This is a genomic window from Sphingopyxis sp. (assembly GCF_050725615.1).
Taxonomy (GTDB): Bacteria; Pseudomonadota; Alphaproteobacteria; order Sphingomonadales; family Sphingomonadaceae; genus Sphingopyxis.
Genome location: NZ_JBOHHU010000020.1, coordinates 11,709 through 38,599, shown reverse-complemented (window position 1 = coordinate 38,599; position 26,891 = coordinate 11,709). Strand labels below are relative to the sequence as shown.

Below are 26,891 nucleotides of genomic sequence, written 5' to 3'. Positions count from 1 at the left end.
AGTGAGGTATGATCCAGTTGGAGCGGTAGCGGGAGCCACAGGATCAATTTAAGCAATTGTTAATATTGAATATTTCTTCTCGCAAAATTGCCCTTACCAACACCCCTACCATCACTCATCTATCATGAAAAAATGGAATCGAATTGAGGGATTCTAAAGGCGGAAAGTGGGAATCGAAAAGGCCGAATCAACCTTTGCGACTTGCGGGGCATATTCTGCACCCTGCTCATGGTTTCCGCCGTCCCGGTTGAATCGACGATCGGTTTCGCTCTGAGTACAAATTTCGGACAGCAGCATCGTGAGCCCTTATCCCAGCGACTTCTCCAGCGCATCCAAAACCGCCTTATGGCGTATCGGGCTAGCTTCTCGAAATTTGCGGACGTTCATCAATTTGAACTGCGGCGCGGGCAACCCGGCGAGCGCCGCGATTGGAAAGCGGCTCCAGTCCGGATCACCGGCTTCGAAGGATAGAAGGAAGGCTCGATCGTCATCGGTCAACGATCCGCGCAACGCGCCCACTAAGCGCTCGAGCGTTGCCTGATGGTCGTCATAGCTGAAGGGTTCGAACGGCATCCCTTCAAACTGCGACAGAAAGGTCTCACGCTGATCTTTGCGGGCAGGATCGACGAGTTCGGCGATCGGGCGACCGTGGCTGACAAAGCCAGCGATCGCGCCAAGGCGGACCTCGTCCACCAGGCCTTCCTGATTGAGCAGGCGCCTGATGTCGAAGAGGTCGCGAGGGTGCTGGCGGTCGAGCGCGGCGCAGATCTTTCCGCCGAACAGTTCGCCGTGTGACACGCACCGCGCCTCCACGAAGGCCTCGAACTGTTCCTGCACCTGATCGGAGCAGGCCAGGTCGCGCACAGGCAGCAGGTGGCCGCGAAGAGAGGGATTGACCTCGATCTTCACCTGGGTGCGGGCGCGCTGGCAATTGAGTTTCACCTCCATGCCCTCGCCGCCCTGTCGCGCCTGAGTGACACGGGTCGGCGGCAATCGCCGCTCGATCTCTGCCCCTATTCGCGCCAACGCTTCGCCAATCGCAGCAAGTGAATCCTTGCGATCATGGTTCGGCAGATAGGTAAGATCGATATCGACCGACAGGCGCGGTAGATTCCATTCGAACAGATTGATGGCGGTGCCGCCCTTGAGCGCAAAGACCGGCTCCGTCATTACCAGCGGCAGGATGTCGAGGAGCAACCGGACCTGGTCGCGATATGGTTCAGCCATGATCGACCAGCTCTTTCGGAAGCAGAAGCTGATATTTTGCGACATAGCGCCCATTCGGCACGAGGCTGCGGTCTCCCGTTCCAAGATCAATCCGGTCAAGATCGAGATGGCGCACGACCGGCAGGTTGGCGCGCTCCGCAAGGTAAAGGAACAGTCTTCGTACCTTGATTGAGGTGCATTGCTCCAGCAAGCCCTGCATGAGCGTTGGCCGTATCGAAGTCATGCCCTCAATGATCATCCCGATCTCGACGAGGTCGAATTCTTTCGGCGCGAGATGCAACAGTTCCAAGGCGGCGCGTTCAACACCGGATGCCTTCAACGCAAAGCCCTCGGGTGCTTGCTGCTCTGTCAGACCAAGTTCGGGAGGTAAGAGCTTGGTCTGGACATGCCGCACGTCATCGCCCCAATGGGTTTTGAACCAGAGCGGTAGCGCGACGTTGAGCGGCGAGAACAGATAAGCCTTGGTGTTAGCGAAACGGACATAGTGGCTGTTGCCCGACATCTCGAGCGCGGTCAGTGCCCCGACATGGACGGGCAATCGCAGTTGGGTCTGCATGCTGTATAGCGCGCCCTGCCAGGTCACCGTCTCCATCGGACGCTTGAAAGCACCACGACCAAGCGACGCTAGCCAGCGTGACGAGGTGTAATTCTGAAGATCCTGCGGCGTTATTCCGAGGGTCTTGAGATGGGCGGTGGTCGCGACGCTGTGCGGCTTCCAAGCGTCGAGCAGCGTCCTCAATTTTCTTGATCGTGATATGTTCATCGTATATTTATGGCATAATTTTCAATGTATCTCAAGAGAAACTGCGAAAGTTCTTTCCAGAACATGCCGTGAATATATTTCTGATACAAATTTCAATGGTTCCAAAATGTGGGAACCGAATGGGGGCGAGCGAAAGAGGGAATCGAAAAGGCCGAATCAGCCTTTGTGACTTGCGCGGCATAGCCGGTCATAGTCTCCTAGCTTTTCTCGAATAGGCGCTTGAGACTGGCGTATCGGATGAAGGTCGATCGACCCACCTTTATTGTTTCGAGTTCGCCCGCTTTTATGAGTTCATAGAGCGTCGATCGACCAATGCCGGTGAGTTTCACCGCCACAGCTATGCGGACGCAAATGGGCTCGACATTGTCGCGATCGTCCGATCGGATTTGCGGCCGTTGCCTATTCTGCTCCCTGCTCATCGCTTCCGCCGCCCTCGGTTGAAGCGGCGATCGGCTTCGATGAAGGCCGAAAGCATCGCGGGAATAAGGTCTGGAACCGACTCCCGCTGGCCATATGCGGCTTCGTAAGTGTCAGCATAGGCATTCAGCGCTTCGAGCAGGTCCGGCATGACACTGATCGTAATCTTGACCGGCGTTCGCTCGGGCAGTTTCGGTAATCTGAGATCAGCCACGCCCGCCTCCCCACGGCTTCCCGACGACAATATCCTTGTGGACGATGACGCGAAGCGGCCAGCCGGGGCGGACGCGCAAGGTCGGCTGAATATCGAGATTGCGGGTAACGAGCTGATCGCCAGCCCGCGTTCCGTTCTGCTGCGTGGATTCGCGAAAAGCGCGCACAAGGTCGCTTTCGCCATTTCCCCATCCGAGTTCCGTGCTGACACCGAGCAAGGTCGAAAGCGCGACACCCTTCAAAAGCTGCCAGGTGTGGCGGTCGATCTTGTCGGACAGCCCCACGTAGCCCTGCGTATCGGTCGCCGGCACATTGTCGATGCGGATCGACGACCCATCCGGGAGGATGATGCGCTGCCAGACGACGAGCGCGCGGCTCTGGCCGAAGGCGACGACGCTATCGTAACTGCCAATCAGCCGCGCCCCTTGCGGAATGAGAAGCGAGCGCCCAGTCACGCTGTCATAGACGTTCTCGGTGATCTGCGCCGTTACCAGGCCCGGCAAGTCGGAATTAAGCCCGGTAATCAGGCTGGCCGCGATGACGCTCCCGGCCTGCACGGTCCAGTGCGAGATGGGCGCGGTGAGACGATGCGGGTTTACGTCGCTGCTATCGTTTGCCTTGTCGATCATCGCATTCTTGCGCTGCTGACCGTTCGGATCGTCGGCAGTCTGTGCGGGCGCTGGCAATTCGGGCACTTGTTCTGGTTCAACCGCGACGGGGCGAGCAGATGCGACATTCCCTGGGACTTGCAGCATCACGCCCGACTCCCGCGCCGCGCGCTGTTCGGCCGCAATACGTTGGCGTTCGGCCTCCGCTTCCTGCGCTACGCGCCGCGCGGCCTCGTCACTCGAATCCGCCATTCCGATTTCGCGTTGGTGATTGAGGATCGGGCGTCCCAAATCTCCAGGCAGCGGTGCGCCGAGCTGGGGCACGTCGCCATAGCTGGTCGGCGCGCCCGCGAGCGCATCGGACGGTGCTTTCGCGCCATGAACCTTCTGGTCGGTGGGCACGGCGATGGCGATGTTCGCCGGTTTCAGCGCCAGCCACGCCACGCCGACAATCGCGGTCGATCCTGCGGCGGCTATGGCGACGATCGCTCCGCGACGGAAACGAGCGACGCGCCCTGGCACCGCGCGCAGCACGAGCGTTTCTGGGTCGGCCTTGGGCGGCGTGGGCGTCGCCGCCTTTGCGGGCGATTGGGTGGATTCAGTCACGACCGCGCCTCCGCTTCGGCTGTGCCGTCTCGATCCGCACGATCTGCTGCTTCTTGCCGCCAAGACGCAGTTCGGCGGCGCCGAACAGGCGATCGACGACATAATAGCGCCCGGCCATGCGATAGTTGACGAGTTGGGCTTCGCCATCCTCGCCGATGACGAACAGCGGCGGCGCCTCACCCACCGCGATCGACGGCGGAAACTCGATGAAGGTCTGCCGCCCGTCGTCGAAGGCGCGCAGCGGACGCCATGCCGGTTTGTCGCCGCTGATCGCATAATGGAAATTGAGCCGTTCGACGGCGAGGCCAGATGCGACCGGCGCTGCCGCGGCGGCTGCATCGTGCTCACGGCGCAGCGCGATCAACTCATCCTGCGGGTAGGTCCACGATAAGGCAGCCATCGCAGCGGTCGTCCGGCTCGCCAATTCGATGTGATACACCCGCTTGTCAGTCGTGATGACCAGATTAGTGCGCAGCCCCGCCGCAAAGGGCTTCACGAAGATATGCGTGCGCTGGCTCGCGCCACTGCCGCTGGTCGTGTCGCCCACGGCCCAGCGCACGGTATCTCCCGCGGCAACCGACGTAATGGTTTCGCCAGGCTGCAATGCAATATCGGTGATGCGCTCAGGCGCAGCATAGAGCCGATAGAGGCTACCGTCATTATAGGGATAGACTTGCACGGCGCCGACGAATCCGGCGCTCGCCGGCTCGCGCAGCGCGGCCTTGTTCGCGGCGGCGACCTTCGTGGTCGGCTGGGCGGCAGCGGGAACGGCGAGCGCAAGGACGCTCACCGACAGAATGACGGCGCGGATCATGGATCGCTCCTTTCGGGAGTATGGTACGGTTCGGGATTGAGCTGCGGGCCGAGCGGGAGGTCGGACGGCTCAGCCGACGGCGCCTCCGCGGATGGCGGCGCGAGCAGATCTTCGGGCGACGGAAAAGGCTCGAGCGGCTTCAGGACGTTCGTATCGAGTTCCCGGCTCCAGTCGATCGCATCGACATAGAGGCCGAGCGGGTTCTTGCGCAGCACCTCGGCCGAGCGTGGCGGCTGCACCTTCACGGTCAACATGGCCGTCCAGCGCGAGGTGCCCGACAGGCTGCCGCGTTCATAACCCTGCTCGGTCCATTTGACCTGAAAGCTGCTATCCGATGCGCGGACGACGCTCGTCACCTGCACCGACACGGTGCGGCGGCCTACATCCGCGAACGGATTATCGGATCGCGCATATTCGCCAAGGAAGAGCGACGCGCGTTCCGTGGCGAAGTCGTATGCCGACAGCCAATTTTCGCGCATCAACACGGGGTCGAGGGAGCGCGAGCGGACGTTCGCGATGAATTTGCCAAGGTGCCAGGCGATCTGCGGGTCGGTCGCCTGATACTCCGTGGCTGCCGGCGCGACCGCCTGCGCCTCACCGAGATTATCGACCTCGACGACATAGGGGACGACCCGGCTTTGCATCGACTGCCAGACCAGCGCGGACGACAGGCCGATGGTGAGGAACAGGCCACCGAACGCCATCAGCCGCCAGTTCTTTGCCTGCACGCGGGCGGCACCGATGCGCTCGTCCCACAGCTGTCCGGCGCGCTGATAGGGTGTTTCGGGCACTGGCGTCCGTCCGTAGCGCTGCATGGATCGTTTGAATCTCATAGTTTAATCCCTTTCCTTGATGTCCGGTGTAATCCCGGCGCCGCCGCGGTCGCCCGATTGAACGGCGTGGATCGCCATCTGACGGCGGTGCCGGCTGGCCTGGGTGGCGTGGAGCTTTTGCGCCCATGCGGGCGGCGATGCGTCGCCACCTGCGGCGCTGGTGCTGGCTGCGCTCGATGCACCGCTGGTCCCTGCGGCCCAGGCGGCTTGCTGACCGCGCGCGGCGGCAGCGCGAAGGCCGAGGGCATTGTGCATCCGGTTGGCGGCAGCCCCTTTGGCGGCGCTCGCCATGCCGCCGATGCCGGCGCCGACCGTGGATGAACCAGAAGTTTCCTGGCCGAGTTTGTAGGCGGTCGATGCCGCGCTCCCCATCGCCGTTCCGGCGCGAAGCGCGCCGAGACCGGCGCCAGCGACGCCGCGCGTAGCAGCGACGGCAGCACCGCCGCCCATCGCGAAGCCGCCTGCGGCCAATGCGGTTGTCGCGACGACGGAACCGGCGCCGAGTTGCGGGGCGCCCGCGACCAGGCCGGACGCGATGCCGGGGCCGAAGATAGCGAGGCCGAACAGGGCAAGACTCGCGAGCATCAGCGATACCGCCTGCTCGATCGACACCTCCTTGCCGGCAATCGCGCCGGTGAAGTCGGCAAAATAGTTGGAGCCGATGCCAACGATGACCGCCAATACCATGACTTTAATGCCCGAACTGACGACATTGCCCAGCACACGCTCGGCGAGGAAGGATGTGCGATTCCAGAGTGCGAAGGGAACCAGCACAAACCCGGCGAGGCTGGTCAGCTTGAACTCCAAGATCGTAATGAAAAGCTGGATCGCGAGAATGAAGAAGGCCGCGATGACGATGACCCATGCGATGACCAGCACCGCGATCTCGACGAAGTTGTCGAAGAAGTCGATCGGGCCGACGAGCTCTTTCGCTTGCACCAGGAGCGGAAAGGCCGCCTCGAATCCGGTTCCCGCGAGCCGGCCCGGCATCAGCAAGTCCTGCGCGCCGATCGCGCTGCCGCCAGCGGTCAGGCCGAGCCCGGCGAAGCTGCGAAAGATAATGTCGGTGAGCGTCGGAAAGCTGTTCAGGATCAGTGCGAAGGCGCCGACATAGAGAATCTTCTTGAGGAACTTGCCGATAACATCGTCGTCGCCGCCGAGCGCCCAGAAGAGGCCGGCGAGCGTGATGTCGATGCCGATCAGGATGGTGGTCAGGAATCCGACATCGCCGCCCAGCATCCCGAAACCGCTGTCGATATAGGCGATGAACGCCTGCATGAACTGGTCGATGACATTGAGATCCTGCACGCGCGGGACTCCTGAAAGGCAATGGATTGGGGTCGCGGGAACCGCTGGCCGCGAGAGGGGGGAGCCATGCGGTCCCCGCGACGGAACGGCGCTCGCCGGGGAGCTGGGGCGCAGCGCCGCCCTAACTCACGGGCGCGGGGTGTAAGCCTTGCCGTCGCCGAGGAAGCGGGTCGTCCGCTCCCGCGCCTCGCGCGCGCTCTGTCCGCGCCGCGCCGCTTCGAGCGATTGGCTGCGGAACTGCGCCGCCATCAGGGTCTGGAGCTGGAATTGCTGCTTGGTCGCGAGCGCGAGAAGCTGGTTCGTCGCCTGCTGGGCCTGCAACGATCCTTCGGCGCCCTGGCTTTTGGCGACGATCTCGCTGAGCGCCTGAGCGTCGTCGCGGACATTTTCGACGATACCGCTTTGCACTTCCATCGTATGCCGGAACGCGGCCATCTCGTTGTCGAGCCGTTGCTTCGCCGCCGCGATGCGTTGGTCGCGTTTCATCACTTCGCCAACGCTGCTCGGGAACTGCCGCATAAACTGCTCGCCCAGTTGATCGACGCGGAAGTCGATGCCCTGCGCTTGCCCCATGAGCTTGTCGATCTCGCCGAGGGTCTGACGAAGCCGGTCGAGCTGCGGGAAGTCGATACGCGCCAGATTCTTCCCCTGATTGACGAGCATCTGGGCCTCGTTCTGGAGCGACTGGATTTGCTGATTGATCTGCTGGAGCGTGCGCGCGGCGGTGAGCAGGTTCTGCGAATAATTGGTCGGGTCGAATACGCTGATCTGAGCCGATGCCGGCGGGACCGGAATGGCGATGGCGATTGCAAATGAGCCGATGGCACCGAGGCCGAGCAGGCCGGTGACGATGTGGTCATTGAGGGGAATGCGCATCACTTGTCTCCTTCAGGGGGGCTTGGGGGTTGGAAAAATCGGCGAGCAGGTCCGCGGCCCACTCGAGACCGGCGTCGGCGAGAAAGGCCCGCGCGAACGCGGTCGGGTCGCGCCACCCCAGATCGAGCGGGTCGATTTTCGAGAGGATCGCGTCGATGCGCTTCTGTGTGTCAGGATCGGACGCGCCGCACAGCGCGAGCGCGACCGGACCTAGCCCCAGCTCGAACAGCCGATTGCCGCGCGCCGATTGCAGATAATATTGCCGCTTGGGCACGGCGCGGCTGACAAGCTCTATTTGCCGCACGTTGAGGCCGAAGCGCACATAGGCGGCTTGGCTCTGCGGCTCGATGGCGCGGTCATTGGGAAGCAATATCCGCTGCGGGCAGGATTCGATGATCGCGGGCGCAATCGTCGAATCCGCGATGTCGGTTAGCGATTGCGTCGCGAACACCACGGCGACATTCTTCTTGCGAAGAACCTTCAGCCATTCGCGGATACGCGCCGCGAACAGGGGATGGTCGAGAAACACCCAGGCTTCATCGAGAATGAGCAGCGTCGGCCGCCCGGTGAACCTCTCTTCGAGCCTATGGAACAAATAGGTCAGCACCGGCGCGACGACGCCCGCTTGCCCCATCAACGCCTCGGTCTCGAAGCACTGAACATCGGCAATCGCAAGGTCGTCCTCAGCGGCATCGAGCAGTCGCCCGAATGGCCCTTCGAGCGTATAGGGCGCGAGGGCGACACGCAGCGGCGCCGACTGCAAGAGCAGCGACAATCCGGTCAGCGTTCGTTCCTCGACCGGCGCGGCGGCGAGATTGGTCAGCGCCGACCAGACCGCTTCCTTGACCTCCGGCGTGACCACGATCATTTCATGGGCCAGCAAGGCGCCAATCCATTCGGCCGCCCACGCCCGTTCGTCGGCGCGGTCGATATGGTGCAAGGGCTGGAAGGCGATAGCACGGCCACCCCCGCTACCGCCCGCGTCGTCCTCACCGCCAAGGCCGAGCGCATGATGCGCGCCGCCCATCGCCAGCACCGCGGCGCGCGCCGAAAAGCCCTTGTCGAAGATATAGACTTGGGAATCCGAGTAGCGCCGAAATTGGAGCGCCAGCAATGCGAGCAGCACCGATTTCCCAGCACCGGTCGGGCCAACAATGAGCATGTGGCCGACATCGCCGACATGGGTGGACAGCCGGAACGGCGTCGATCCGCTGGTTTCGGCATAGAGAAGCGGTGGGCCATCGAGGTGTGTGTTGCGCGCCGGTCCCGCCCAAACGCTGGACAGCGGCATCAAGTGCGCGAGATTGAGCGTGTGGACGATCGGTTGCCGGACGTTGGCGTAAACATGACCGGGCAGCGAACTCAGCCACGCCTCCACAGCGTTGACGGTTTCACGGATGCAAGTGAAGCCCAAGCCGTTGACGATGCGCTCGACCGCCCTGACTTTTTCTTCGACCCTCGCTCGGTCCTCGTCCGCTACGGTGATCGTGGTCGTCAGATAACCGAAGGCGACATGATCGCCGCCGAGCGCCTGCAACGCCAGGTCGGCATCGACCACCTTGTTGTCGGCGTCGCTATCGAGAAGCTGCGCCGGCTGGTTGTAAATCACCTCGCGCAGCATCGCCGTCACCGACTTGCGCTTGTTGAACCATTGGCGGCGCAGCTTCGTCAGCGCCTTGGTCGCCTCGGTCTTGTCGAGAGCTATGAAGCGCGTGACCCAACGATATGAAAAATCTTCATGGTTGAGCGCGTCGAGGATGCCGGGACGGCTGACGTTCGGAAATCCGAATATGGTCAGCGTCCGCACATGCTGGTCGCCGAGCATCGGTTCGAGCCCGCCCGTGAGCGGCGTATCGACGAGCAGCGCATCGAGATACATCGGGGTTTCAGGGACGGCGACGGCATGGCGACGCGTCGAGATGGTGCCGTGCAGATAAGTCAGCGTCTCGGCGTCGGTCAGCGCCCGGACCTCGGGCATGAAACCGGAAAATAGGTCGAGTGCCCTATCGGTCTCGGCGATGAAGCTGGCGAGTGCCTGCCGCCAGTCGCGACCCTTCACATCGTCGCTGCGCTCGACCAGCGCACGGCCCGCGGTGTCCGCCTGATCGGGCGGCGGCAGGAAAGTGAGCGTCGCATAATAAAGGCTCTCGAAATGCGCGCCCGCGCTCTCGAAGGTCGCCGCGCGCTCCTGATCGACCAGCCATGACGCGGCATCGGGAAAGTCGCTGTCGGGATAACCCAGCGCCTCGCGGCGTTCGGCCTCGAAGTGGATCGCCCAGCCGGACCCGAAACGCTTGAGGACATTGTTCGCCCGCGCGCAGGCCGCGATCAATTCGGCCTGCGTCGCCGATTCCAGGTCCGGCCCGCGAAAGCGCAAGGTGCGCTGAAAGCTGCCGTCCTTGTTCAGCACCACGCCGGGGGCGATCAACGCCGCCCACGGCAGATGATCGGCGAGCCGGTCGGCGGTGCTGCGATATTCGCGCAAATTCAGCATGTCAGATACCCCCGTTGGCGGAGGTGCCGGGCGAGGACGGGCGCAAAATCGGGGTCGCGCTTCGCGGCGAATACCGCGAGCGTGTGACCCGCCGCCCACATCACCAGCCCCGCAATCCATTGCTGCAAGCCGAGGCCAAGCACGGCGGCGACGGTGCCGTTGACGATCGCGATGGCGCGCGGCGCGCCGCCGAGCAGTATCGGTTCAGCGAGCGCGCGGTGCATCGGCGCTTCGAACCCGTCGATCTGGTTACCGGTGCCGATCATGCGATGAGCGCCCCGCCGCCGAACGAAAAGAAGGACAGGAAGAAGCTCGACGCCGCGAAAGCGATCGACAGACCGAAAATGATCTGGATCAGACGGCGGAAGCCGCCCGCCGTCTCGCCGAAAGCCAAGGTGAGGCCCGTCACGATAATGATGATGACAGCGACGATCTTGGCGACCGGGCCTTGAACCGATTCCAAAACCTGCTGCAACGGCTCCTCCCACGGCATCCCCGATCCGGCGGCATGGGCGGCCGTCGCGATCGCGAGGCCGAACAGACTGGCGGTCGCCGCAATCAGGAGTGGCGAGCGATCGGGGACGCGGGAAAGGCGCATATTCATTCTCCTATGGTTTCGGGGGTGAGATCGTGGACAGCGTAACCGCCCTGTGCGTCGAGGCCGCCGACGCGCGCGATCGTGTCCACGCGGCGCGCAAGGCCGCGCCCGGATATGAACACGATCATGTCGATCGCTTCGGCGATCAGCCGGCGCGGGACGGTCACGACGCTTTCCTGCACGAGCTGTTCGAGCCGATAGAGCGCGGCGACCGCGCTATTCGCATGGACGGTGGCGATGCCGCCGGGGTGGCCGGTGTTCCATGCCTTGAGCATGTCCAGCGCCTCGCGGCCGCGAACCTCGCCCACAATGATGCGGTCGGGCCGAAGGCGCAGCGTCGAGCGCACAAGGTCGGCCATCGTCACCGCTCCGGCCCCGGTCGGGCCGATCGTGCGGGTGCGAAGCGCGACCACATCGGACGCAGCGCATTGCAGTTCGCGCGTGTCCTCTATGATGATGACGCGCTCGTCGAGGCCGGTCATTTCGGCGAGTAGCGCGTTGGCGAGCGTCGTCTTGCCCGACGACGTGCCGCCCGCGACCAGGATGTTGCGGCGCTCGACGACCGCCATCGTCAAGAACCGCGCGGTGTCGGCCGACATGATGCCGTCGTTCACATAGTCGAGCAGTGTGTAGATGCGCGCGGCGGGTTTGCGGATTGAAAAGCACGGTGCGAGGCTGACGGGCGGCAAGACGCCCTCGAACCGTTCGCCCGCGCCTTCGCCGTGCGGGGGCAACTCGGCCGATATGATCGGGGCGGCCGCATGGGCCTCGGTGCGCGCGTGGCTTGCGACCAAGCGAATGATGCGCTCGATCTGCGCCGGGTCGTAGCGCGTGCCGGTGTCGATCCGGCCTTCGCCGAGCCGGTCGAGCCGAAGCACCCCGTCGGGGTTCACCATGATCTCGATAACCGCGGGGTCGGACAGCGCCGCCGCGATGCCTGGCCCCATCGCCGTGCGCAGCATCGCGCGGCGGCGCCCAGAGGAATTATTGGCGTCGGAAAGCGCGTCGGTCATGGCAGTGCCTCGGTGATGTTCTGGGTGTCAAGTGTCCGCTTGCCGCCCGCGATCTGGCGGCCAAGCTGGGCGATAAATCGCTCGAAACGCTGATTGCCGGTCGCAAGCGCGGCGGCGTCGGCTTCGGGGAGCGGCGCGTTGACGGTGAGCTGGTAGCGCACGAACAGCGCCAACGCCTCAAGCACCACCTCCATGTCGCGGCGGCCCGCCGCGACCTCGCGCGATATGCGATCGAGCCGGACTTTCAGAAGGTCATCGACCTCCTTGGTTGCGCGGCGCGCCAGCCAATCTCGCAGCGCCTCGTTGACGATCCGCGACTTGTTGCCGCCGCGCCGGATCACCAGCGCGTCGAGCGCATCGCTCAAGTCACTGTCGATATAGAGATTCTGCCGGACCTTCATCGCCTATAGCCCCGGCAACAGGTCTTGGGATTGCGATTGATTCATCGCATGGCCGCGGACCAGCGAAGCGCGAACGCGGTCCATGACACGCTTGTCGGCCGCCGCGTCGGAGTCGTCGCGTTCGAGGTCTGGCAGTTCGAGTTGCATCGCGGGTTCGGCCTGCGGCGGCGTTTCGTCGATCGAAGGATGCCGCTGCTGCTGCAACCCGCCGTCCTCGTCCGCGCCGCTGTCCTCGTCGGCCTTGCCGAGCCGGTTATCCGGCGCGCTGACCAGCCCGGTCCAGCCGTCGGGACGGCCCTGCGGGCGGTCGGGATAGTCGCCGATCGCAAGCGCGGGCGGCGGCACGAGCCGCGAGCGGAAATTGGCATCCTTGTAATATTGCAGCTTCTTCGCCCGGATCGGCGCCATGCCCGACACCAGCACCAGTTCATCAGCGGGCGGAAGCTGCATCACCTCGCCCTGCGTCAAAAGCGGGCGCGCCGTCTCCTGCCGGCTGACCATGACATGCGCGAGCCAGGGCGCGAGGCGATGGCCGGCATAGTTGCGCATCGCGCGCTGTTCGGTGGCGACCCCGAGCGCATTGGAAATGCGGCCGCCGGTCCGCTCGTCGTTGGTCGCGAAGGCAATGCGGACGTGGCAGTTGTCGAGAATGCTATTATGCTCGCCGTATGCCTTTTCGATTTGATTGAGCGACTGAGCGATTAGGAAAGCGCGGACGCCATAACCGGCCATGAAGGCAAGCGAACTCTCGAAGAAGTCCAGACGGCCGAGCGCCGGGAACTCATCGAGCATCATCAAAAGCTGATGCTTGCGCCCCTGCGTTGGGTCAGCGTCGAGCTTCTCGGTCAGCCGACGCCCGATTTGATTGAGAACGAGGCGAACGAGAGGCTTTGTCCGCGAAATATCCGACGGCGGAATGACCAGATAGAGCGAGGCAGGATGGTCGGCCTCGACCAGGTCGGCGATGCGCCAGTCGCAGCGCGATGTGACCGCCGCGACGGTCGGGTCGCGATAGAGACCAAGAAACGACATCGCGGTGGAGAGGACGCCGCTGCGCTCGTTCTCCGATTTGTTCAGAACCTCGCGCGCCGCCGATGCGACGACCGGGTGAACCTGCGGCGCCTCCTTGGTGCCGAGATGATTGGTGGTCATCATCCGGCGCAGCGTCGCGGTGAACGGGCGCTGGGGATCGGACAGAAAGGTCGCGACGCGCGCGAGTGTCTTTTCTTCCTCCGCATAAAGGATGTGGAGGATCGCGCCGACCAGCAGACTGTGGGAGGTTTTTTCCCAGTGATTTCGACGTTCGAGCGCGCCTTCGGGGTCGACCAAAATATCGGCGATATTCTGAACGTCGCGAACCTCGTTATCGCCGCGACGGACTTCCAGCAGGGGGTTATATTTGGCGGACCGAGGATCGGTCGGATTGAACAGCAGCACATGACTAAACTGCGCTCGCCAGCCTGCCGTAAGCTGCCAGTTCTCACCCTTGATGTCGTGGATGACCGCCGAACCGGTCCAGCTCAGCAGCGTCGGGATGACGAGCCCAACGCCCTTGCCGCTGCGCGTCGGGGCGAAAGCCATGACATGCTCGGGGCCATCATGGCGCAGATAGCGTCCGCGCTTGCGGCCGAGGAACACGCCCGCATCGTGGAACAGGCCGGCGCGGCCGATCTCTCGCGTGGTCGCCCAGCGGGCGGAGCCATAGGTGGTGACATGGCGCGATTGCCGCGCCCGCCAGAGCGATCCGACGATGGCCGATGCGCAACCCAGAAACCCACTCGCCCCGGCGATCATCCCCGCGCGATCGAATATCTCCGGCGCGTAGGCGTCGTAGTGATACCACCATGGAAAGATGGACCACGGCCGATAGATCGGTGTATCGAACAGGACAAACCAGCCTGATCCAAGTTGCGGCTGATAGCCAAGCTGGGCCGCACACCATTGGGTAGAGGCCCACACGCCCGCGATGACGATCGCGAAAACGACAAGGATTTGGCCGATCAGCAGCTTGGTAGGGGTCACGGAGAGTCTCCCGGCGGCACCGGGGGGCGCCTCCAGACCCCAAAATCAGCCCGACGGGAAAAATCGCATATTACCGTTATGGCGCGCGATAACGCAGCACGACGCAGCGAGTTAAAGCGCTTGGTTTGCGCCTCAACCTCGACAGGCGATGTGCAACATACCCCTGCAAGCCGCCGCATATTTTTTTCGAGATCGAAAGCCCAGTGAACAAATACGGATTTACCCTGCTTTTCGATACAAATTTGCAAATGCAGGGTAATCTCTTGAAAAATGCCGTTTTACCCTGCATATAATGAATAATAGAAAAAGCAGGGTAATATGAAAGCTGTCACTCCGTTCAGCGATGAACAGGCGCGAAACCTGATCAATATTCGCCAGCAATATGAGGTATGGCGCGACGCCGAGCGCGCACTCGCCGAAATGCCATATAACCTGCGCATCAAGGAAGTGTCCGGAAACGCTTATCTCTATGAACTCACCGATCGGGAAGGCAATATGAAGAGCCTCGGTCGGTTGGACGACGAGAAGCAGGCGCGATTCAATGCCTACAAGAGCGACAAGGAAGAGGTCAAAGCGCGCATAGAGTCCAGCCGAACCATGCTCGCCGAGCGCGCGCGCATCTATCGCTCGCTCCAATTACCGATGCTCGATCCGGAAGCAGGAAAAATCCTGCGCGAAGCTGATCGACGCTGCCTTCTCGGCAGCCACCTCATGGTGGTCGGCACGAACGCAATGCCCGCCTATCATATCGAAGCGGGCGGCGCGATTCGCGATGTTCCGGAGGAAACACTCGACTTTGATCTTGCATGGACGGCCGTGCCCCCTGCTGACGAACTATCGTCGATCTGGATGATGCTGAAGGCTGTCGACCGGACCTATACCGTCAACACCGAACGCCAATTTCAGGCACGCAACGCCAAGGCCTATGAAGTCGAGATCCTGGCCGCCCCCAGCACGATCGATGGGATGTTTCGCAAGGATCAGCCCAAACCAATCCCCCTCCCAGAGCAAGAATGGCTGCTGCTGGGGCGACAGGTTGATCATGTCGTCATCGCTCGTGACAACGCGCCGGCGCGTATCGTGGCCCCCGACCCACGGTATTTCGCGTTGCACAAGCTCTGGATGGCTGAGAAGGCTGGTCGGAATCCGCTCAAGCGGCCTAAGGATGAGAAGCAGGGCATGCTGCTGCTCGACGCCGTTGCGGAGGCGATGCCTCACTATCCAATGGACAAGGCGTTTGTCTCCAGCCTGCCCGCCGCCCTTCTTCCACAATTCGATCGCTGGAAGGCTCAGTGGAAAGGAGAACGGGCATCATCCTGGTAGCAATCGGTCTCTTTGAAAGGGAAATGCTAGGGCGACGCGCCTATTCCGTCGTCGCATCCCTATGACGCAGCGCGACGCAGCGAGGTTGGCGATCTCGTCGACTAGAACGGCTACAAATTCTAGTTAAGACTTCACCGAACCCTTGCTATGATCAGGTGTGGATGGTTTCCGGCCATCCTTTCCTTTGGCGGCGCAATCGCTGCTGGAAATATAAGGAAGAGAGATGGCAAAACTTATCAGCCCCAATCTGGCGGCTCAGCGCGACTATGTTGGCGGTCTCGAGAAGCGCGGCTTCAAATTCGGCTTGACTGTTGGCGACGCCTTCGTGCGCGGCATCCGTGACCTTGGCTATAAGAACAACGCCAACGCGCTCGCCGAACTCATCGACAATGCGATTCAGGCGGGCGGCAGCCGCATCGACATCCTGTTCGGTTATGAGGGCACCAAGTCGGATAAGAAACCGACCGAGATCGCCATCCTCGATAATGGCCATGGCATGGAGCCCGGAATGGTCCGGCTCGCTGTCATGTGGGGAGGAACCCACCGCGAAGGCAATCGCGAAGGCATGGGCCGTTACGGTTATGGCCTTCCTTCGTCCTCCGTCAGCATCGGCAAGCGCTTCACCGTTTATTCGAAGGTTGCCGGCGGCGAGGTTCACAGCGTCACGATCGACCTCGATGCAATCAGTTCGGGCGCCTATAATGACGCAACTGGCGAAATCGTTGTCCCGGTGCCCAAGCCGGCCAAGCTGCCTAAGTTCATCGCCGACCAGATCGCCACGACTCATGAAGGCGAGTGGCAGGGCACTGTCGTCGTCATCGACAAACTTGACCGGATCGAATGGACCACCGCTAACGGCCTCCGCGAAAATCTGCTGCGCAACTTCGGCGTGACCTATCAGAAGCTGCGCAGCCAAGTGTCGATCTATGTCGACGGCGTCTATGTGGAGCCGATCGATCCCCTGTTCCTGACCCCTGGCTTTCGCTTCTACGAACTCGACGGCGACAGCGACCGCGCCGTCGCGCTCGATCCGATCGTGATCGGCATCAAGGATCAACGCTCGCGCGAAGAGGTTGGTCAGATTACCGTGCGCCTCGCTTATTTCCCTCCGACCTTCGGTTCAATTGACAAGAGGCGCGAAACGGGCGCTACGAGCAAGAACGCGAATCCGCGCTTCGCGGTGATGAAGGATTATCATGGCGTGCTGTTCAGTCGCATGGGCCGACTGATCGACGTCGAATCGCGTACACCTTGGTTCACTTTCCAGAACAACGACCGCTATGTGAAGGTCGAGGTGGAATTCCCGGCTTCGCTCGACGAATTGTTCGGGATTACGACGGCGAAGCAGCAGGTCACGATCTCTGAGCGCATCTGGGATATTTTGAAGCAGCACGGTGTCCCCAAGGCAATCGAGCAGATGCGCAAGCGCGTTGCAGAGTTGAAGCAGTTGCGCAAGGAAGAGGCTGAAAACCCTCCACCCGGCGAGGAGCGCCCCTCCGAGGAGGCCATGACCGACGCCAAGGGGCTGATGCGCGGCGCTTCGGTCGAGACACAAGCGAAGCAGGAATCCGAAGGCGCGGCGCGGCTGAAGCAGAATGCGGAGGCGCGCTCGCAAAAGAGCGGACGGAGCGCGGCGGAGGAAGAGGAACAACTGCTCCTCGAACTTGGCGGCCGCAAGTTCAAGGTCGAACTCGAAAATCTGCCCGGCGGTCAGTTCATGCGCTGCGAGATGCTGAGCGCGACCAAAGTACTCTACATCAACCGCAATCACCGCTTCTATCAGGACATTTACGACGGACCGAAAAGTTCGCCCGAGGTCCGGGCGGCGCTCGAAGTGCTGCTGCTCGCGATTGGCGACTCGATCCTCGACGCCGCACCCGAGACCGCGCGCATGTACCGGGTCGAGCTACCGACCTGGTCGGCAAAGATCGATCTGGCGCTCGAACGGCTGGCGGAAAACGTCGGCCTCAGCAACGATCGCGAGAGCGATGAGCCCGCCGATGGCGGCGATGAGGACGAAGATCAAGCCGCCTAGCCGGGCGGCGCCTTTCTAGTCTAGGAAGATCGGGCCGCGACAAGCGGCCCGATTGATTCTTGGGCTCGGCTGATTTTGGAATGACTTGATGGACGAGGAAGATAAATTGTTCGGACGCGCGGGCCGCCAGCGTTCGTTCATGCCTACCCTCGGACCCGACGATCAAAATATCTTCAGCAATGTCGTGCGCCTCTATTCGGGGGCGGAACCCAGCTTTGCGAATGCCTTTCGCCAACTCGCGCGTGAATGGATCGACGACAGCGATAGTCTCGATCTGCGCGCCCTGCTCCTCCTCGTCGCCGATCTGGCCGACCAGGGATGGAGGATCCGGCCTGCCGGCGACCGCTTCGTGTTCGAGCCGCCCGGCCTTGCAAGGGGCGACGGCGACATTGCCACGGTGAAGGCCCGAGTCCAGAAGTCGCTCCAGATCCCACGCAACCGGCAGCTTCAGGAACCTTCGGTCCGCGCCTTCATCCGACGAATGGAACGCTCGACACCGCGCGTCGAAGGACGGCCCACATCGATTGCCGATGTGATCGACGACGGCAATGACCTCGCCGATGCGCTCGCGCGCGTTCGCGCCTTGCCGGCCGAAAAGCAGGCCGCAGCTTTGAAGCGCGTGGTCGATCCGGTCATTGAGGTTTGCGACGCGAAGGCGCGCTGCGCCGACACGGGTCTGCCACTAATCGATATCTGGCGCTATTTCCGTCACACATGGAGCCATGAATATCGCTCGATCCCTGGGCGGCAGATGATGATACTCGTCCGCAACGCGGCGCGGCCGAACCGGCCCGTGATCGGGATTGCGATGTTGGCGAGCCCGGTGATGCGTCTGCATGCACGCGACATGTGGATCGGTTGGCTTCGTCCCGCGGTCGAGGCGAGAATTGCCGCGGGCGAACTCGACGCCCGCCGGTTCGTGAGCGCGATGACGGCGCAACTCGACACGTCGATTGCCAATATCCGTTGGGACGATCTGGCCGTCGCGAGCGAGATTGCGAAGCCGACCGAGCAGGTCGTGTTTCGCCTTCAGCAACAGGCCTATGGCGCCGCCTATAAGCGCGAACTTGAACTCAAGGCGAAATATGGCGCTGGCGACGATGCGCAGTCGCCGCGCGACCCGCCCCGGCCGAAGAACGCCGAGATCGACTGGAAGAGGGCCTCGGAGGATCTGCTGTTCGTGCGCAAACGCGCCGAGGGCTTGGCAGAGCTTCTCTTCGCGAAGATGATCTTCAGCGAACTCGGCCCAGCCGCGCTGACAAAGGAAGGGATTGCTCCCGTATTCGCAGCAAAGCGCGGCCAGCGCGCGATCGACATCGCGCTCGCCGAATATCGCAAGGTCGGGCTTTCGAGCCAGATCGCCGATGTTAGCGTCTGCGGTGCGGTTCATCCTTATAATGACTTGCTCGGCGGTAAACTCGTTGCGTTGATGCTGACCACGCGCGAAATGCGCGACGCTTATGCCAAACGCTATGGAGGCCAGGTCAGTCTCATAGCCTCACAGATGGCGGGGCGCCCTATCACCAAGCCAGCCGAGCTTCGTATCCTAACGACAACAAGCCTCTATGGCCTCGGCAGCAGCCAGTATAACAGGCTGAGGCTGAAAGCCGCCGAGCATTGGGGAATTCCGTACGATATCAAATGGAAGGCGATCGCCACGAGCAACGGCTATGGCACGCTCCATCTCGGCGCTGATACACTGCACGCGTTGCGACATCTTTCCGAGCGGCGGCACGATGCGCGGCGGATCAACAACCGCTTCGGCGAAGGAACCAGTCCAAGACTACGACAGGTGCGCGAGGGGCTCGATGTGCTTGGCATCCAGAGCGACCAGATTCTGCATCATGCGACCCCGCGCATATTCGTTGGCTGCGAACTCGATCCGGGTGCATCGGCGGGTCTGCTCGAACCGCGCGACCGGGCACGCAAACGCGCGCCGAGCCAAGCCGCGATCGGCGAGGCGTGGCGGCGGCGCTGGCTATTGGGCCGCATCACCAATCGCGAGATCGACGTCATCGGTCGCATTCGACATCTCGGTGCCGCGAGCATTCGCGCGACCTTGCATCCCGACTTGGCCGAGGGTGAGGCGGATCAGTTGGAGTTGTTCGACGAAATCTAAGTGCTCAGGCTTTCGCGGTAGCGGCGCACCGGGGTTAGATTGAACTGCCAGCCAATGAAATCTGCAACATCGTCGGGATGGACGCCGACAAAGCCCGCCTCATCGATGAGGGCGAACAGGCTCGGCGGCATCGGGGTGCCATATTTGACCTTCAGGGCGATCATCACCGCCATCCGGTAGCAACGCGATGGATCGCCTTGCCCATCGCCCTCGGCCACGCCCCGGCCAAAAATATCGTGAAAACTTTGCCGCAAAACCTCCGCGGGTTTATGGGTGAGCGGCGGCTCGATCCGATACGCCATGATCAATTGCTCCTTTGCGCCGTGCAGCAGCAGGCTGCACGGCTGCCCCTCGGCGAGAGCAGGGGGAGGCAAGCGCAAGGGCGGGCGCGGCGGAGGGGGATCACCCGGTCTGCACGGAGATCGGGCACCGCCCGGACGGAGGAAGATCGGGGATACCGCCGCGCGCGAGCACAGCGTCCCTTGCGGGCGCCAGGGACCGGCGGTCCCTTAGCGACAGGCGCGAAGTCCTTCGCGCCAGGAGAAAAATCAGCCACCGAGCGGTCGTGGCCAATTCGCGGTTAAGATTCGGTGTAACCTGAGCTATTCTGAGTAATGAGCGAGGTTCGCCCCGGGTGACGCAAACGTCGTTGCCTTAAAGTCAGCGGACTTCTTACCGGCCGATGGCGCCTGAACCTCCTCACTGGTAAAACCAAGGTGGAGGTCCGTTATGGCCTTGTATGCGCACGACTATATCTATTGTTCGCCCTTCCTTCCCGTTCAGTCGCTCGATGCGCTGTTGTCGGATCCCGACAGCAACCTTCACGACTACCCTGACCCCGGCGAGTCGCCGGAAGAAAGCCTAAGCCGCAAGCTCGATCACGATCGACTGCACCACTGGCTCGGCGATCTGCCGCCGCCGCTCGCCGCAGTGGCAAAATTGCTGATGCGGGGGATGACCCAAGCAGCGATTGCTCGCCATCTCGGCGTTAGCGAACCCACGATCAGCAAGCGCATCGGTCAGATGCGCGAAATTGGGGTCCGCCGTCTCCGAATTCTGCGATACTCGATTATCCTCAACTGATTGGGGGCAAAAAAGGCCGGGGTTCATACCCTGGCCTCTTTTTATGCCGTTTCGGACAAGCGCATTCTTTAACTGATGTTCTTTATCTGGCAGGCGCTAGAATGCGGCAGAGAAGAAACCGCACGCGGGTATGGGGGGATAGATTAGCAACGAAGCGTCAATCGACGCGCTGCAAGTTCGACTTGCTACGCATTTCCAGACCCTCCGGTCCAATCGTGCCGGGGCTCCGCTTTACTTGCTCGAACATGGCTTCGACGATGGCGCGCTCGCCAATCTGCTGACCAATGTTCGCGGCGCGCTTGATCGTCATACGATCGATGGTGGCTGGTGGAACACGCGCCCCTTACCGCTTCTCGTTGGCGCAACCGATATCGGGTACAGCTATGCCGGAACCGGCACCGATTTCTGGCCGATGTTCTCCGGGCGATTTGCGGTGACGCGCGCTTTCGATCGCGCCGTTTTGTCCCGGCTCTTCGAGCAGGCAGCGATCCGGTACAACCTCTCGCGCCCGCCCGAGACCGCGTGGAACCTCGCGTTCTGCCATATCGCCTGGCCCGTCCTGCACGCGATCCTTCCGGCCGAACTGTTGCAACCACTGACACGGTGTCTAAAGGAAGTCCGCGCCCGGCTCGATCTCTCAGCCAGCGATGTCGACTTGCTCGCGCCGATCCGTAGCCGAGCCCGCCTGTTCAGCAGCCTCCGGCTTTCCGCGTGGCTCGAAAATGAAACGACGGCCGCGGCGATCATCCGCGCCTTTCTCGATCCGTCGGCACCGCCGTTGATCGAAGCAACCGCGATGGCGCGAATTCAGCGTGATCTTTCGCGTGACGCCAGTGCGAGCGCGTCGCTTCGCGATGCGCGGCGTCGGCAAAGAGCCCTCGCTGAAATGGGCGAGAAGCGCGCGCCACGGCGCCGCGCGGCCGCCGAGATCCGGATTGCGCCGCTCATACTTCGGCGGACCGATCAAAGCTGGTCGCTCGCGCTCAAGCTGCCGCAGATGGAGGAGACGGAGCGTGTCACGGCCCGCGAAACGCTCGACAGCATGCGATGGCGCGCCTCATTGTGGGGCGAAGGCCGCGCGATCCCGAGCCGCAATCTGTTCTCGGACTATCCGATTGCGCTTTATATCGAGGAACTCCCGTCGTCTGACGCGCCGATTTTTCCTGATCTCGCCAATCTGCAATTAGCCGCCGAAGCGCGCCAATTCCTTGAAAGCCTGCGCATAGCGTCTGGGCCGCGCCTCATATTCTCTGATGCCGATGCCGCCGGCGATTATTGCCAGATCCAGACCGACACGCTGTCGGCCAACAATGTCTATCTCGTCCTCGCCGCTCCCGAGCACCTTCCTGCTCCGCCCTCGGTCGTCAGCGAAGGCCGGATCGTTGGCTATCAGATCTTGCGCGTCGATGCAGGCGCAGACGATGTCGCTCCGTGGCTTGCGGGCATGGGACTAAGTCTGTCAGCACCCGCACGGCTCCGCTGGATAGGGGCACCCGAGTTGGAACAGCACCGCCCGCGCCGCCGGTTCGCCTCGGGTACGCAAATCGGCTTCGAAATCGTCGCCGGAACTGGCGCGTGCCGGGCTAAGCTGTCCGTACCTGGCGGCGAAACCTTGGCCATTGAGGGTGCGTCGCCGCTCATCGGGATGATCGTCCCGGCCATCCCCGGTGTCTATACACTCACCTACGGCGAGAGCGAACGGGTCGAGTTCGATGTCGTCGAACGCGCCGACACGGCGCCGTTGGTCACGATTGATGCAGATGCCGGAACGGGCGCCATCACCGACCTCGCAACCCGCGGCATCACCTTGCGCTTCGACAGCATCGCATCGCTGCAGGAAGCAGAGATCGAACTGATCGTGCGGGTAGGCGGCCAGAACATCGGCCGCGCGGTCGATGTCCTTCCCGATACCCCGTGCCGGCTGAGCGCCAGCCACCTGATCTGGGATCGCCTGCTCACCGCCGACGTCGTGGAGCGATTGCTCGAAGCGTCGTCTGCCGACCTTATTGTCAACGTGACTCGGATTGCCGAAACGCGCTTTTCGTTCGAGGCGCTCCAGGCGCCCTTTTCGTGGCAGCGGACCGCCGAAGGATTGGTGGCCGAGGACGAAACCGGGCTCCTTCCTCTATTCTCGGTCGAAGCTGCCTACCCATTCTCCATTTCAGAGGGCGGTCCAAACCTCGGAACAAACGACGTCGTTCTTGTTCGTGCGGGGCGCGACGGCCCAATGGCGAGCGGGGGTTATTGTCTCGGCCCCAAATCGTGGAACGCGAATGAAGCACCGCTGCCCCGCCGGCCCGAGCGGCTACTTCGCCGCTTTGACGGGCTTGGCGAAAGTCTCGATGCCCGGACATCGATCGATTCCTTGGTCGCCTGGTCGGCAGCGAGCGTCGACCATCCGATCACCCAATATCGGCGCGGACAGACGATCAGGCTGCTCGAACGCTGGGCGGTTGCCCAGCTTTGCGGCGAGGCCTGGTCGAAAACCGAAGCGAGCTTGACCGGCAAGCAGGGTCAACGCTTCGCGTCAGATTTTCTGGACGCATGCGGCGAGTTGGGCATCGGTTTCGTGGATCTCGATTTGACCGGCGAACAGCGCGGCCTCCTGCGCCGGACACTGCTTCGTCTCATCCGGGTGCGCTCGCTCGACTTGACGCCGACCCGCGCGCTGCAACCGATCGATGAGGATTTCGCCGCCAGTCTCGATGAGCTTTTCAACGACGCTTATGCCGGCATGGCTGAAGCGATTGAGGCCGTCGGCGATGAGGCCCCCTTTAATCTCGATGACGATATCGACGTGGGTGAGGCAAGCGATGACTGGGACCGGGCGCTGCGACGCGCCGCCGATCAGTCCGCGCTCGGAGACCTCGTCGAACTCCTGCGTCCGCTTGAGGCCGGCGAGAACCTCAGCCTCGCCGACTTCGCGACGATGACCCCCGATGAGTCGATTGACCTGCTCACCGCGTGGATCGAGAATCATCGGCCCGATCATCATTCCCGCGCTTGGTCACGCGAACTGGTCGAGGCGAGCTTCTGGCTCTTTGCGAAACCCGGCGTGGCGGCGCGACTGCCATGGCGGTCGGCAACGCAGCGGCTGCTCGCCGACAGCTTCTCGGCGCGGGCCATTCGCTATGCCGTGCTGCGTTCGGGTGCCGGGGGCGCGGGCGGCCTATGAGCGATCCATTCATCGACCTGTGCCTCGGCGTGCAGGCTGTTCGGCGATCGGTCGAGCGCGAGATATTGGGCCTTGGCGGTGCACTCGGCGTCGCCGCTGCCCCCTATCCACACCAACTCGCCAATGTGCAGCGCATCCTGACAGATACGCGCATTCGGCATTTGATCGCCGACGAAGTGGGCCTCGGAAAGACCGTGCAGGCGCTCATGGTGCTCAATGCCTTGAAGCTCCGCAATCCGAACCACCGCGCTCTGATCCTCGTGCCGGAAAATCTCGCGCCGCAGTGGATGCTCGAATGCAGTGCGCGAGGCCATATTGTCCCCGGATCGGATCCTCCGCTCGAGGAGCGCGGACCGCATGTGCGCCTCGCCTATTATGAGCAATTGGGCTCGGTCACCGAGATCGACCCCAGCATCTATGATCTGCTCATCGTTGACGAAATTCAGCGGCTTCAGAGCGACATGCGTCAGCGGATCGAGAATGTCGCGGGGGATTTCCGGCAATTGTTGCTGTTGTCCGCAACGCCGAAGCTCGAAGAGCGCGACGCACTTCGCCAATTGTTCCATATCCTCGAGCCCGACCGCATGGCGCTCGCCGCCGTGGAAAGTGATGAGCCTGAAGCCATCTTGCTCGCACGAGAAAAGCGGGCCGCCGAGTTGCTGGACGGCGGCAAGAGCGAAGAATGGATCGCTGCCGGTATGGCGCCGCCTCCTGAGCGCGAGCGCTCGCGCTCGGTGGCGGCCACCTATTGCTGCGTCCGCCGCGTTACGAACGCCCGGCGCCGCGATTATCCCGATCTGTTGCCGCAGCGCGAACTCAAGCGCGTCGCGGTCGAACCGACCGATGACGAAGTCGCACGGCAACGCGAAGTCTGGCGCTACATCAATTTCGCCCGGACGAACGACGGGCCGACCGATCTGGCGCGATTGGGGCAAGTCGCGCTTCGCAGTCCGCGGGCGCTCGCCGAACGCATCAACGTACTGGGCCGCCGCGACCAGCGCGATCCGCATGGCTATCTCCAGCAGGCGACCCAACATCTTGGCGCGCAGAACGGCGACAGCCGCCTTGAGGCGCTGATCGATGTTCTCGCCGGTATCTGGCGCGCAAATCCGCGCGAAGGGGTGCTCGTCGTCGCCGAGGATAATCCCACCGTCGACTATCTGGAGCGCGTGATACCGCAATACTTGCCCGAGATCGGCCCGCGCGGAAACCGTCGCCGCATCTCGGTCGCGGTCAAGCGCAACCGCGACGCGTCCGCGACCGCCAATTTCGTCGATCTGTTCGAGGAATATGAGGAAAGTCTCGGCGGTTTCGTCGATGGCGACGATCAATTGCTCGTTGCAGCTGATGTAGCCCAGGTCGGACTCAATCTCCAGCATGCGCGCAAGCTCATCTTCTTCTCGATGCCCTGGTCACCGATGGCGGTCGAACAATGGATCGGTCGCCTCGACCGGCTCGGGAGCGCCGCGCTTAGCGATGACAGCCGCGATCCGACGATCGACATCTATGTGATTTATCAGACCGGGCAGGTCGATGAACGTGTCGTCAATGTGCTCGACGAATTTGCCGTGTTCCGGCGCAGCATTCGGCTCGACAGCGATGAAATGAAGCGCGTGACCGAGCATATCGAGGTTGCTGCGCTCGCGCCGCGCACGGGCGATTGGGCGGGGCTTTCGGTCGAGGCGCGGCAATGCTCGGGCGACGAGGACGATCCGCTCGCAACACCGCTATCGGCCTTTCTGCCTTGGACTGCTGAACGCGCCCGAAGCCTGGCTGCGCGCTATGACAAGGTCGGCTGCCTCGGTCCGATGATCGAGCGCACTCAGGCCAAACGGGCGATCGTTCGCGTTGAGGCAGGGCTGCGCGGATGGATGAGGCTCATCCAGCGCAGCGACGGTTTAAGGCTTTGGAAGAAGAGGGAAAGTTCTGAACAGGAGGGATCGTTCCGGCTTCTTCATTATTTCCGACCGCCCTATTCCACCGGGCCGATCGAACCGCGCTTTCTGCTCCCTGGCCTCGATCCGCAGGCTGGCGAGCGTTACGCCTATCTCGATCAGCGCCGTGATCTGGAGACGCCGCCGGTTGCGATTGTCGATATTGACAATGATCCGGCGACGCCGCTTCACTTTCTCGATCATGGTAATGCTGTTCACGACACCTTGCTCGAAGCCTGGCAGGAGATTGGGAATGCCAGCCCCAGACGCCTGAAAATCAGCTTCCCGCCCGGGCATCCGCTTGCAGTTCCCGAAGCGGCGGGCGTCTATCAGTTGCTTGTCATGCAATGGGTGCCGGGCGATCTGCACATAGCCGAGTTCGACCCGCAGCCCGTCTATGCGCGGCTCGCCGAAGCCAGGACCGACACCGAGCGCAAGATTTTCTGGGATGCAGCGCTCGGCATGGAAGAAGAGCATCGGGCCGACAGGCGCTGGCTCAACAGCCTTTTTACCTCGCGGCTCGATGTGATCGCAGCACGATATAGCGATGGCGAATGGTCGCTCGTCGACCAGTCGGTCGCCGACGCGTTGTTGACGCCATGGAACATCGAGGCGCGCGGCCAAGATGTGAAGCTTGCGTCAGGCGGAGCCGCCGCCATCCCTCCCGACGCCAAAGCCTCGGCACAGAAGGGTTCCGATATCCTGATCGCCGAGTATTATGCGCGGCATCAAAAGACGCTGGCCGAGTGCAGCAATTTCGCGGCCAAGATCGCTGAGCGCCGATATCAGTTTGAAGCCGAGGCGAACGAAGCACTCGGTTATCGGCAAGCGATCCTTGATGATGCCGCGGCGCAGGGAATGGAAACGAGCGAGCAGGGGTTCACCCGAAGCCGCTTTCGCACGTTCCGGCACGCACGCGACATGGCCGCGCTTGGGCGCGATATCAGGCTGGCACGGCTCAATAGTCTTGGCACCGAGCTTCACGAACTGCGCCTCAAGGATTACAAGCACGCCATCCTCATTATCTGA

At 62.4% G+C, this 26,891-nt stretch carries 22 protein-coding genes; 6 read left to right on the top strand and 16 right to left on the bottom strand.

The window, feature by feature from the left end; translation table 11 throughout:
* Positions 1-306 precede the first annotated feature (306 nt).
* From ACREB7_RS06710 to ACREB7_RS06640, 15 genes are all read right to left on the bottom strand, one after another.
* Positions 307-1,227: a nucleotidyl transferase AbiEii/AbiGii toxin family protein gene (locus ACREB7_RS06710; protein WP_431591520.1), complete on the bottom strand. Its 921-nt coding sequence runs from the start codon at positions 1,225-1,227 to the stop codon at positions 307-309.
* Positions 1,220-1,966 (bottom strand): type IV toxin-antitoxin system AbiEi family antitoxin domain-containing protein, encoded by a 747-nt coding sequence (locus ACREB7_RS06705; RefSeq protein WP_431591519.1) that lies wholly within the window; start codon positions 1,964-1,966, stop codon positions 1,220-1,222. The genes ACREB7_RS06710 and ACREB7_RS06705 overlap by 8 nt, the downstream gene beginning before the upstream one ends.
* A 221-nt stretch (positions 1,967-2,187) precedes the next feature.
* The gene (locus ACREB7_RS06700) at positions 2,188-2,409 is read right to left on the bottom strand and encodes a helix-turn-helix domain-containing protein (RefSeq protein ID WP_431591518.1); all 222 of its coding nucleotides are present in this window, start codon (positions 2,407-2,409) and stop codon (positions 2,188-2,190) included.
* Positions 2,406-2,621, bottom strand: a complete 216-nt coding sequence (locus ACREB7_RS06695) for a DUF2274 domain-containing protein (protein WP_431591517.1) — start codon at positions 2,619-2,621, stop codon at positions 2,406-2,408. Before ACREB7_RS06695 ends, ACREB7_RS06700 begins: the two co-directional genes overlap by 4 nt.
* A complete protein-coding gene (locus ACREB7_RS06690) occupies positions 2,614-3,834 on the bottom strand; it encodes a TrbI/VirB10 family protein (protein ID WP_431591516.1) in 1,221 nt (406 codons plus the stop codon). The genes ACREB7_RS06695 and ACREB7_RS06690 overlap by 8 nt, the downstream gene beginning before the upstream one ends.
* The gene (gene trbG, locus ACREB7_RS06685; protein ID WP_431591515.1) at positions 3,827-4,648 is read right to left on the bottom strand and encodes a P-type conjugative transfer protein TrbG; all 822 of its coding nucleotides are present in this window, start codon (positions 4,646-4,648) and stop codon (positions 3,827-3,829) included. The genes ACREB7_RS06690 and trbG overlap by 8 nt, the downstream gene beginning before the upstream one ends.
* Positions 4,645-5,481 carry a conjugal transfer protein TrbF gene (trbF, locus tag ACREB7_RS06680; RefSeq protein WP_431591514.1) on the bottom strand — a complete coding sequence of 279 codons (837 nt, stop codon included), beginning with the start codon at positions 5,479-5,481 and terminating at the stop codon, positions 4,645-4,647. Before trbF ends, trbG begins: the two co-directional genes overlap by 4 nt.
* A gap of 3 nt (positions 5,482-5,484) precedes the next feature.
* Positions 5,485-6,789, bottom strand: coding sequence for a P-type conjugative transfer protein TrbL (gene trbL / locus ACREB7_RS06675; protein ID WP_431591513.1), 1,305 nt, complete (start codon positions 6,787-6,789; stop codon positions 5,485-5,487).
* 126 nt (positions 6,790-6,915) lie between these two features.
* Entirely contained in the window at positions 6,916-7,665 is a 750-nt protein-coding gene (gene trbJ, locus ACREB7_RS06670) for a P-type conjugative transfer protein TrbJ (RefSeq protein ID WP_431591512.1), read from the bottom strand.
* Positions 7,646-10,159, bottom strand: coding sequence for a conjugal transfer protein TrbE (gene trbE / locus ACREB7_RS06665; RefSeq protein ID WP_431591511.1), 2,514 nt, complete (start codon positions 10,157-10,159; stop codon positions 7,646-7,648). Before trbE ends, trbJ begins: the two co-directional genes overlap by 20 nt.
* Positions 10,153-10,425, bottom strand: a complete 273-nt coding sequence (locus ACREB7_RS06660; RefSeq protein WP_431591510.1) for a VirB3 family type IV secretion system protein — start codon at positions 10,423-10,425, stop codon at positions 10,153-10,155. Before ACREB7_RS06660 ends, trbE begins: the two co-directional genes overlap by 7 nt.
* Positions 10,422-10,757: a TrbC/VirB2 family protein gene (locus tag ACREB7_RS06655; RefSeq protein WP_431591509.1), complete on the bottom strand. Its 336-nt coding sequence runs from the start codon at positions 10,755-10,757 to the stop codon at positions 10,422-10,424. Before ACREB7_RS06655 ends, ACREB7_RS06660 begins: the two co-directional genes overlap by 4 nt.
* A 2-nt stretch (positions 10,758-10,759) precedes the next feature.
* A complete protein-coding gene (gene trbB / locus ACREB7_RS06650; protein WP_431591508.1) occupies positions 10,760-11,770 on the bottom strand; it encodes a P-type conjugative transfer ATPase TrbB in 1,011 nt (336 codons plus the stop codon).
* A complete protein-coding gene (locus tag ACREB7_RS06645; protein WP_431591507.1) occupies positions 11,767-12,171 on the bottom strand; it encodes a ribbon-helix-helix protein, CopG family in 405 nt (134 codons plus the stop codon). The genes trbB and ACREB7_RS06645 overlap by 4 nt, the downstream gene beginning before the upstream one ends.
* Positions 12,172-12,174: 3 nt before the next feature.
* Complete coding sequence (locus tag ACREB7_RS06640) at positions 12,175-14,193, bottom strand: conjugal transfer protein TraG (protein ID WP_431591506.1); 2,019 nt, start codon at positions 14,191-14,193, stop codon at positions 12,175-12,177.
* Between the two features lie 318 nt (positions 14,194-14,511).
* Between ACREB7_RS06640 and ACREB7_RS06635 the strand changes: the two genes are divergently transcribed.
* From ACREB7_RS06635 to ACREB7_RS06625, 3 genes are all read left to right on the top strand, one after another.
* On the top strand, positions 14,512-15,516 hold the full coding sequence (locus ACREB7_RS06635; protein WP_431591505.1) for a GSU2403 family nucleotidyltransferase fold protein: 1,005 nt from the start codon (positions 14,512-14,514) through the stop codon (positions 15,514-15,516).
* A gap of 223 nt (positions 15,517-15,739) precedes the next feature.
* A complete protein-coding gene (locus ACREB7_RS06630; protein WP_431591504.1) occupies positions 15,740-17,551 on the top strand; it encodes an ATP-binding protein in 1,812 nt (603 codons plus the stop codon).
* Between the two features lie 88 nt (positions 17,552-17,639).
* Positions 17,640-19,670, top strand: coding sequence for a Druantia anti-phage system protein DruA (locus ACREB7_RS06625; RefSeq protein ID WP_431591503.1), 2,031 nt, complete (start codon positions 17,640-17,642; stop codon positions 19,668-19,670).
* Here the strand turns inward: ACREB7_RS06625 and ACREB7_RS06620 are convergent.
* Positions 19,667-19,972: a hypothetical protein gene (locus ACREB7_RS06620; protein ID WP_431591502.1), complete on the bottom strand. Its 306-nt coding sequence runs from the start codon at positions 19,970-19,972 to the stop codon at positions 19,667-19,669. The two genes, ACREB7_RS06625 and ACREB7_RS06620, sit on opposite strands and share 4 nt — an antisense overlap.
* Before the next feature lie 427 nt (positions 19,973-20,399).
* Here ACREB7_RS06620 and ACREB7_RS06615 point away from each other — a divergent pair, with 427 nt between their 5' ends.
* The 3 genes from ACREB7_RS06615 to ACREB7_RS06605 all read left to right on the top strand — a co-directional run bounded on the left by ACREB7_RS06615 (position 20,400) and on the right by ACREB7_RS06605 (position 26,891).
* Entirely contained in the window at positions 20,400-20,753 is a 354-nt protein-coding gene (locus ACREB7_RS06615) for an RNA polymerase sigma factor (protein WP_431591501.1), read from the top strand.
* Between the two features lie 235 nt (positions 20,754-20,988).
* Positions 20,989-23,928, top strand: coding sequence for a hypothetical protein (locus ACREB7_RS06610; protein WP_431591500.1), 2,940 nt, complete (start codon positions 20,989-20,991; stop codon positions 23,926-23,928).
* Positions 23,925-26,891, top strand: coding sequence for an SNF2-related protein (locus ACREB7_RS06605; protein WP_431591499.1), 2,967 nt, complete (start codon positions 23,925-23,927; stop codon positions 26,889-26,891). Before ACREB7_RS06610 ends, ACREB7_RS06605 begins: the two co-directional genes overlap by 4 nt.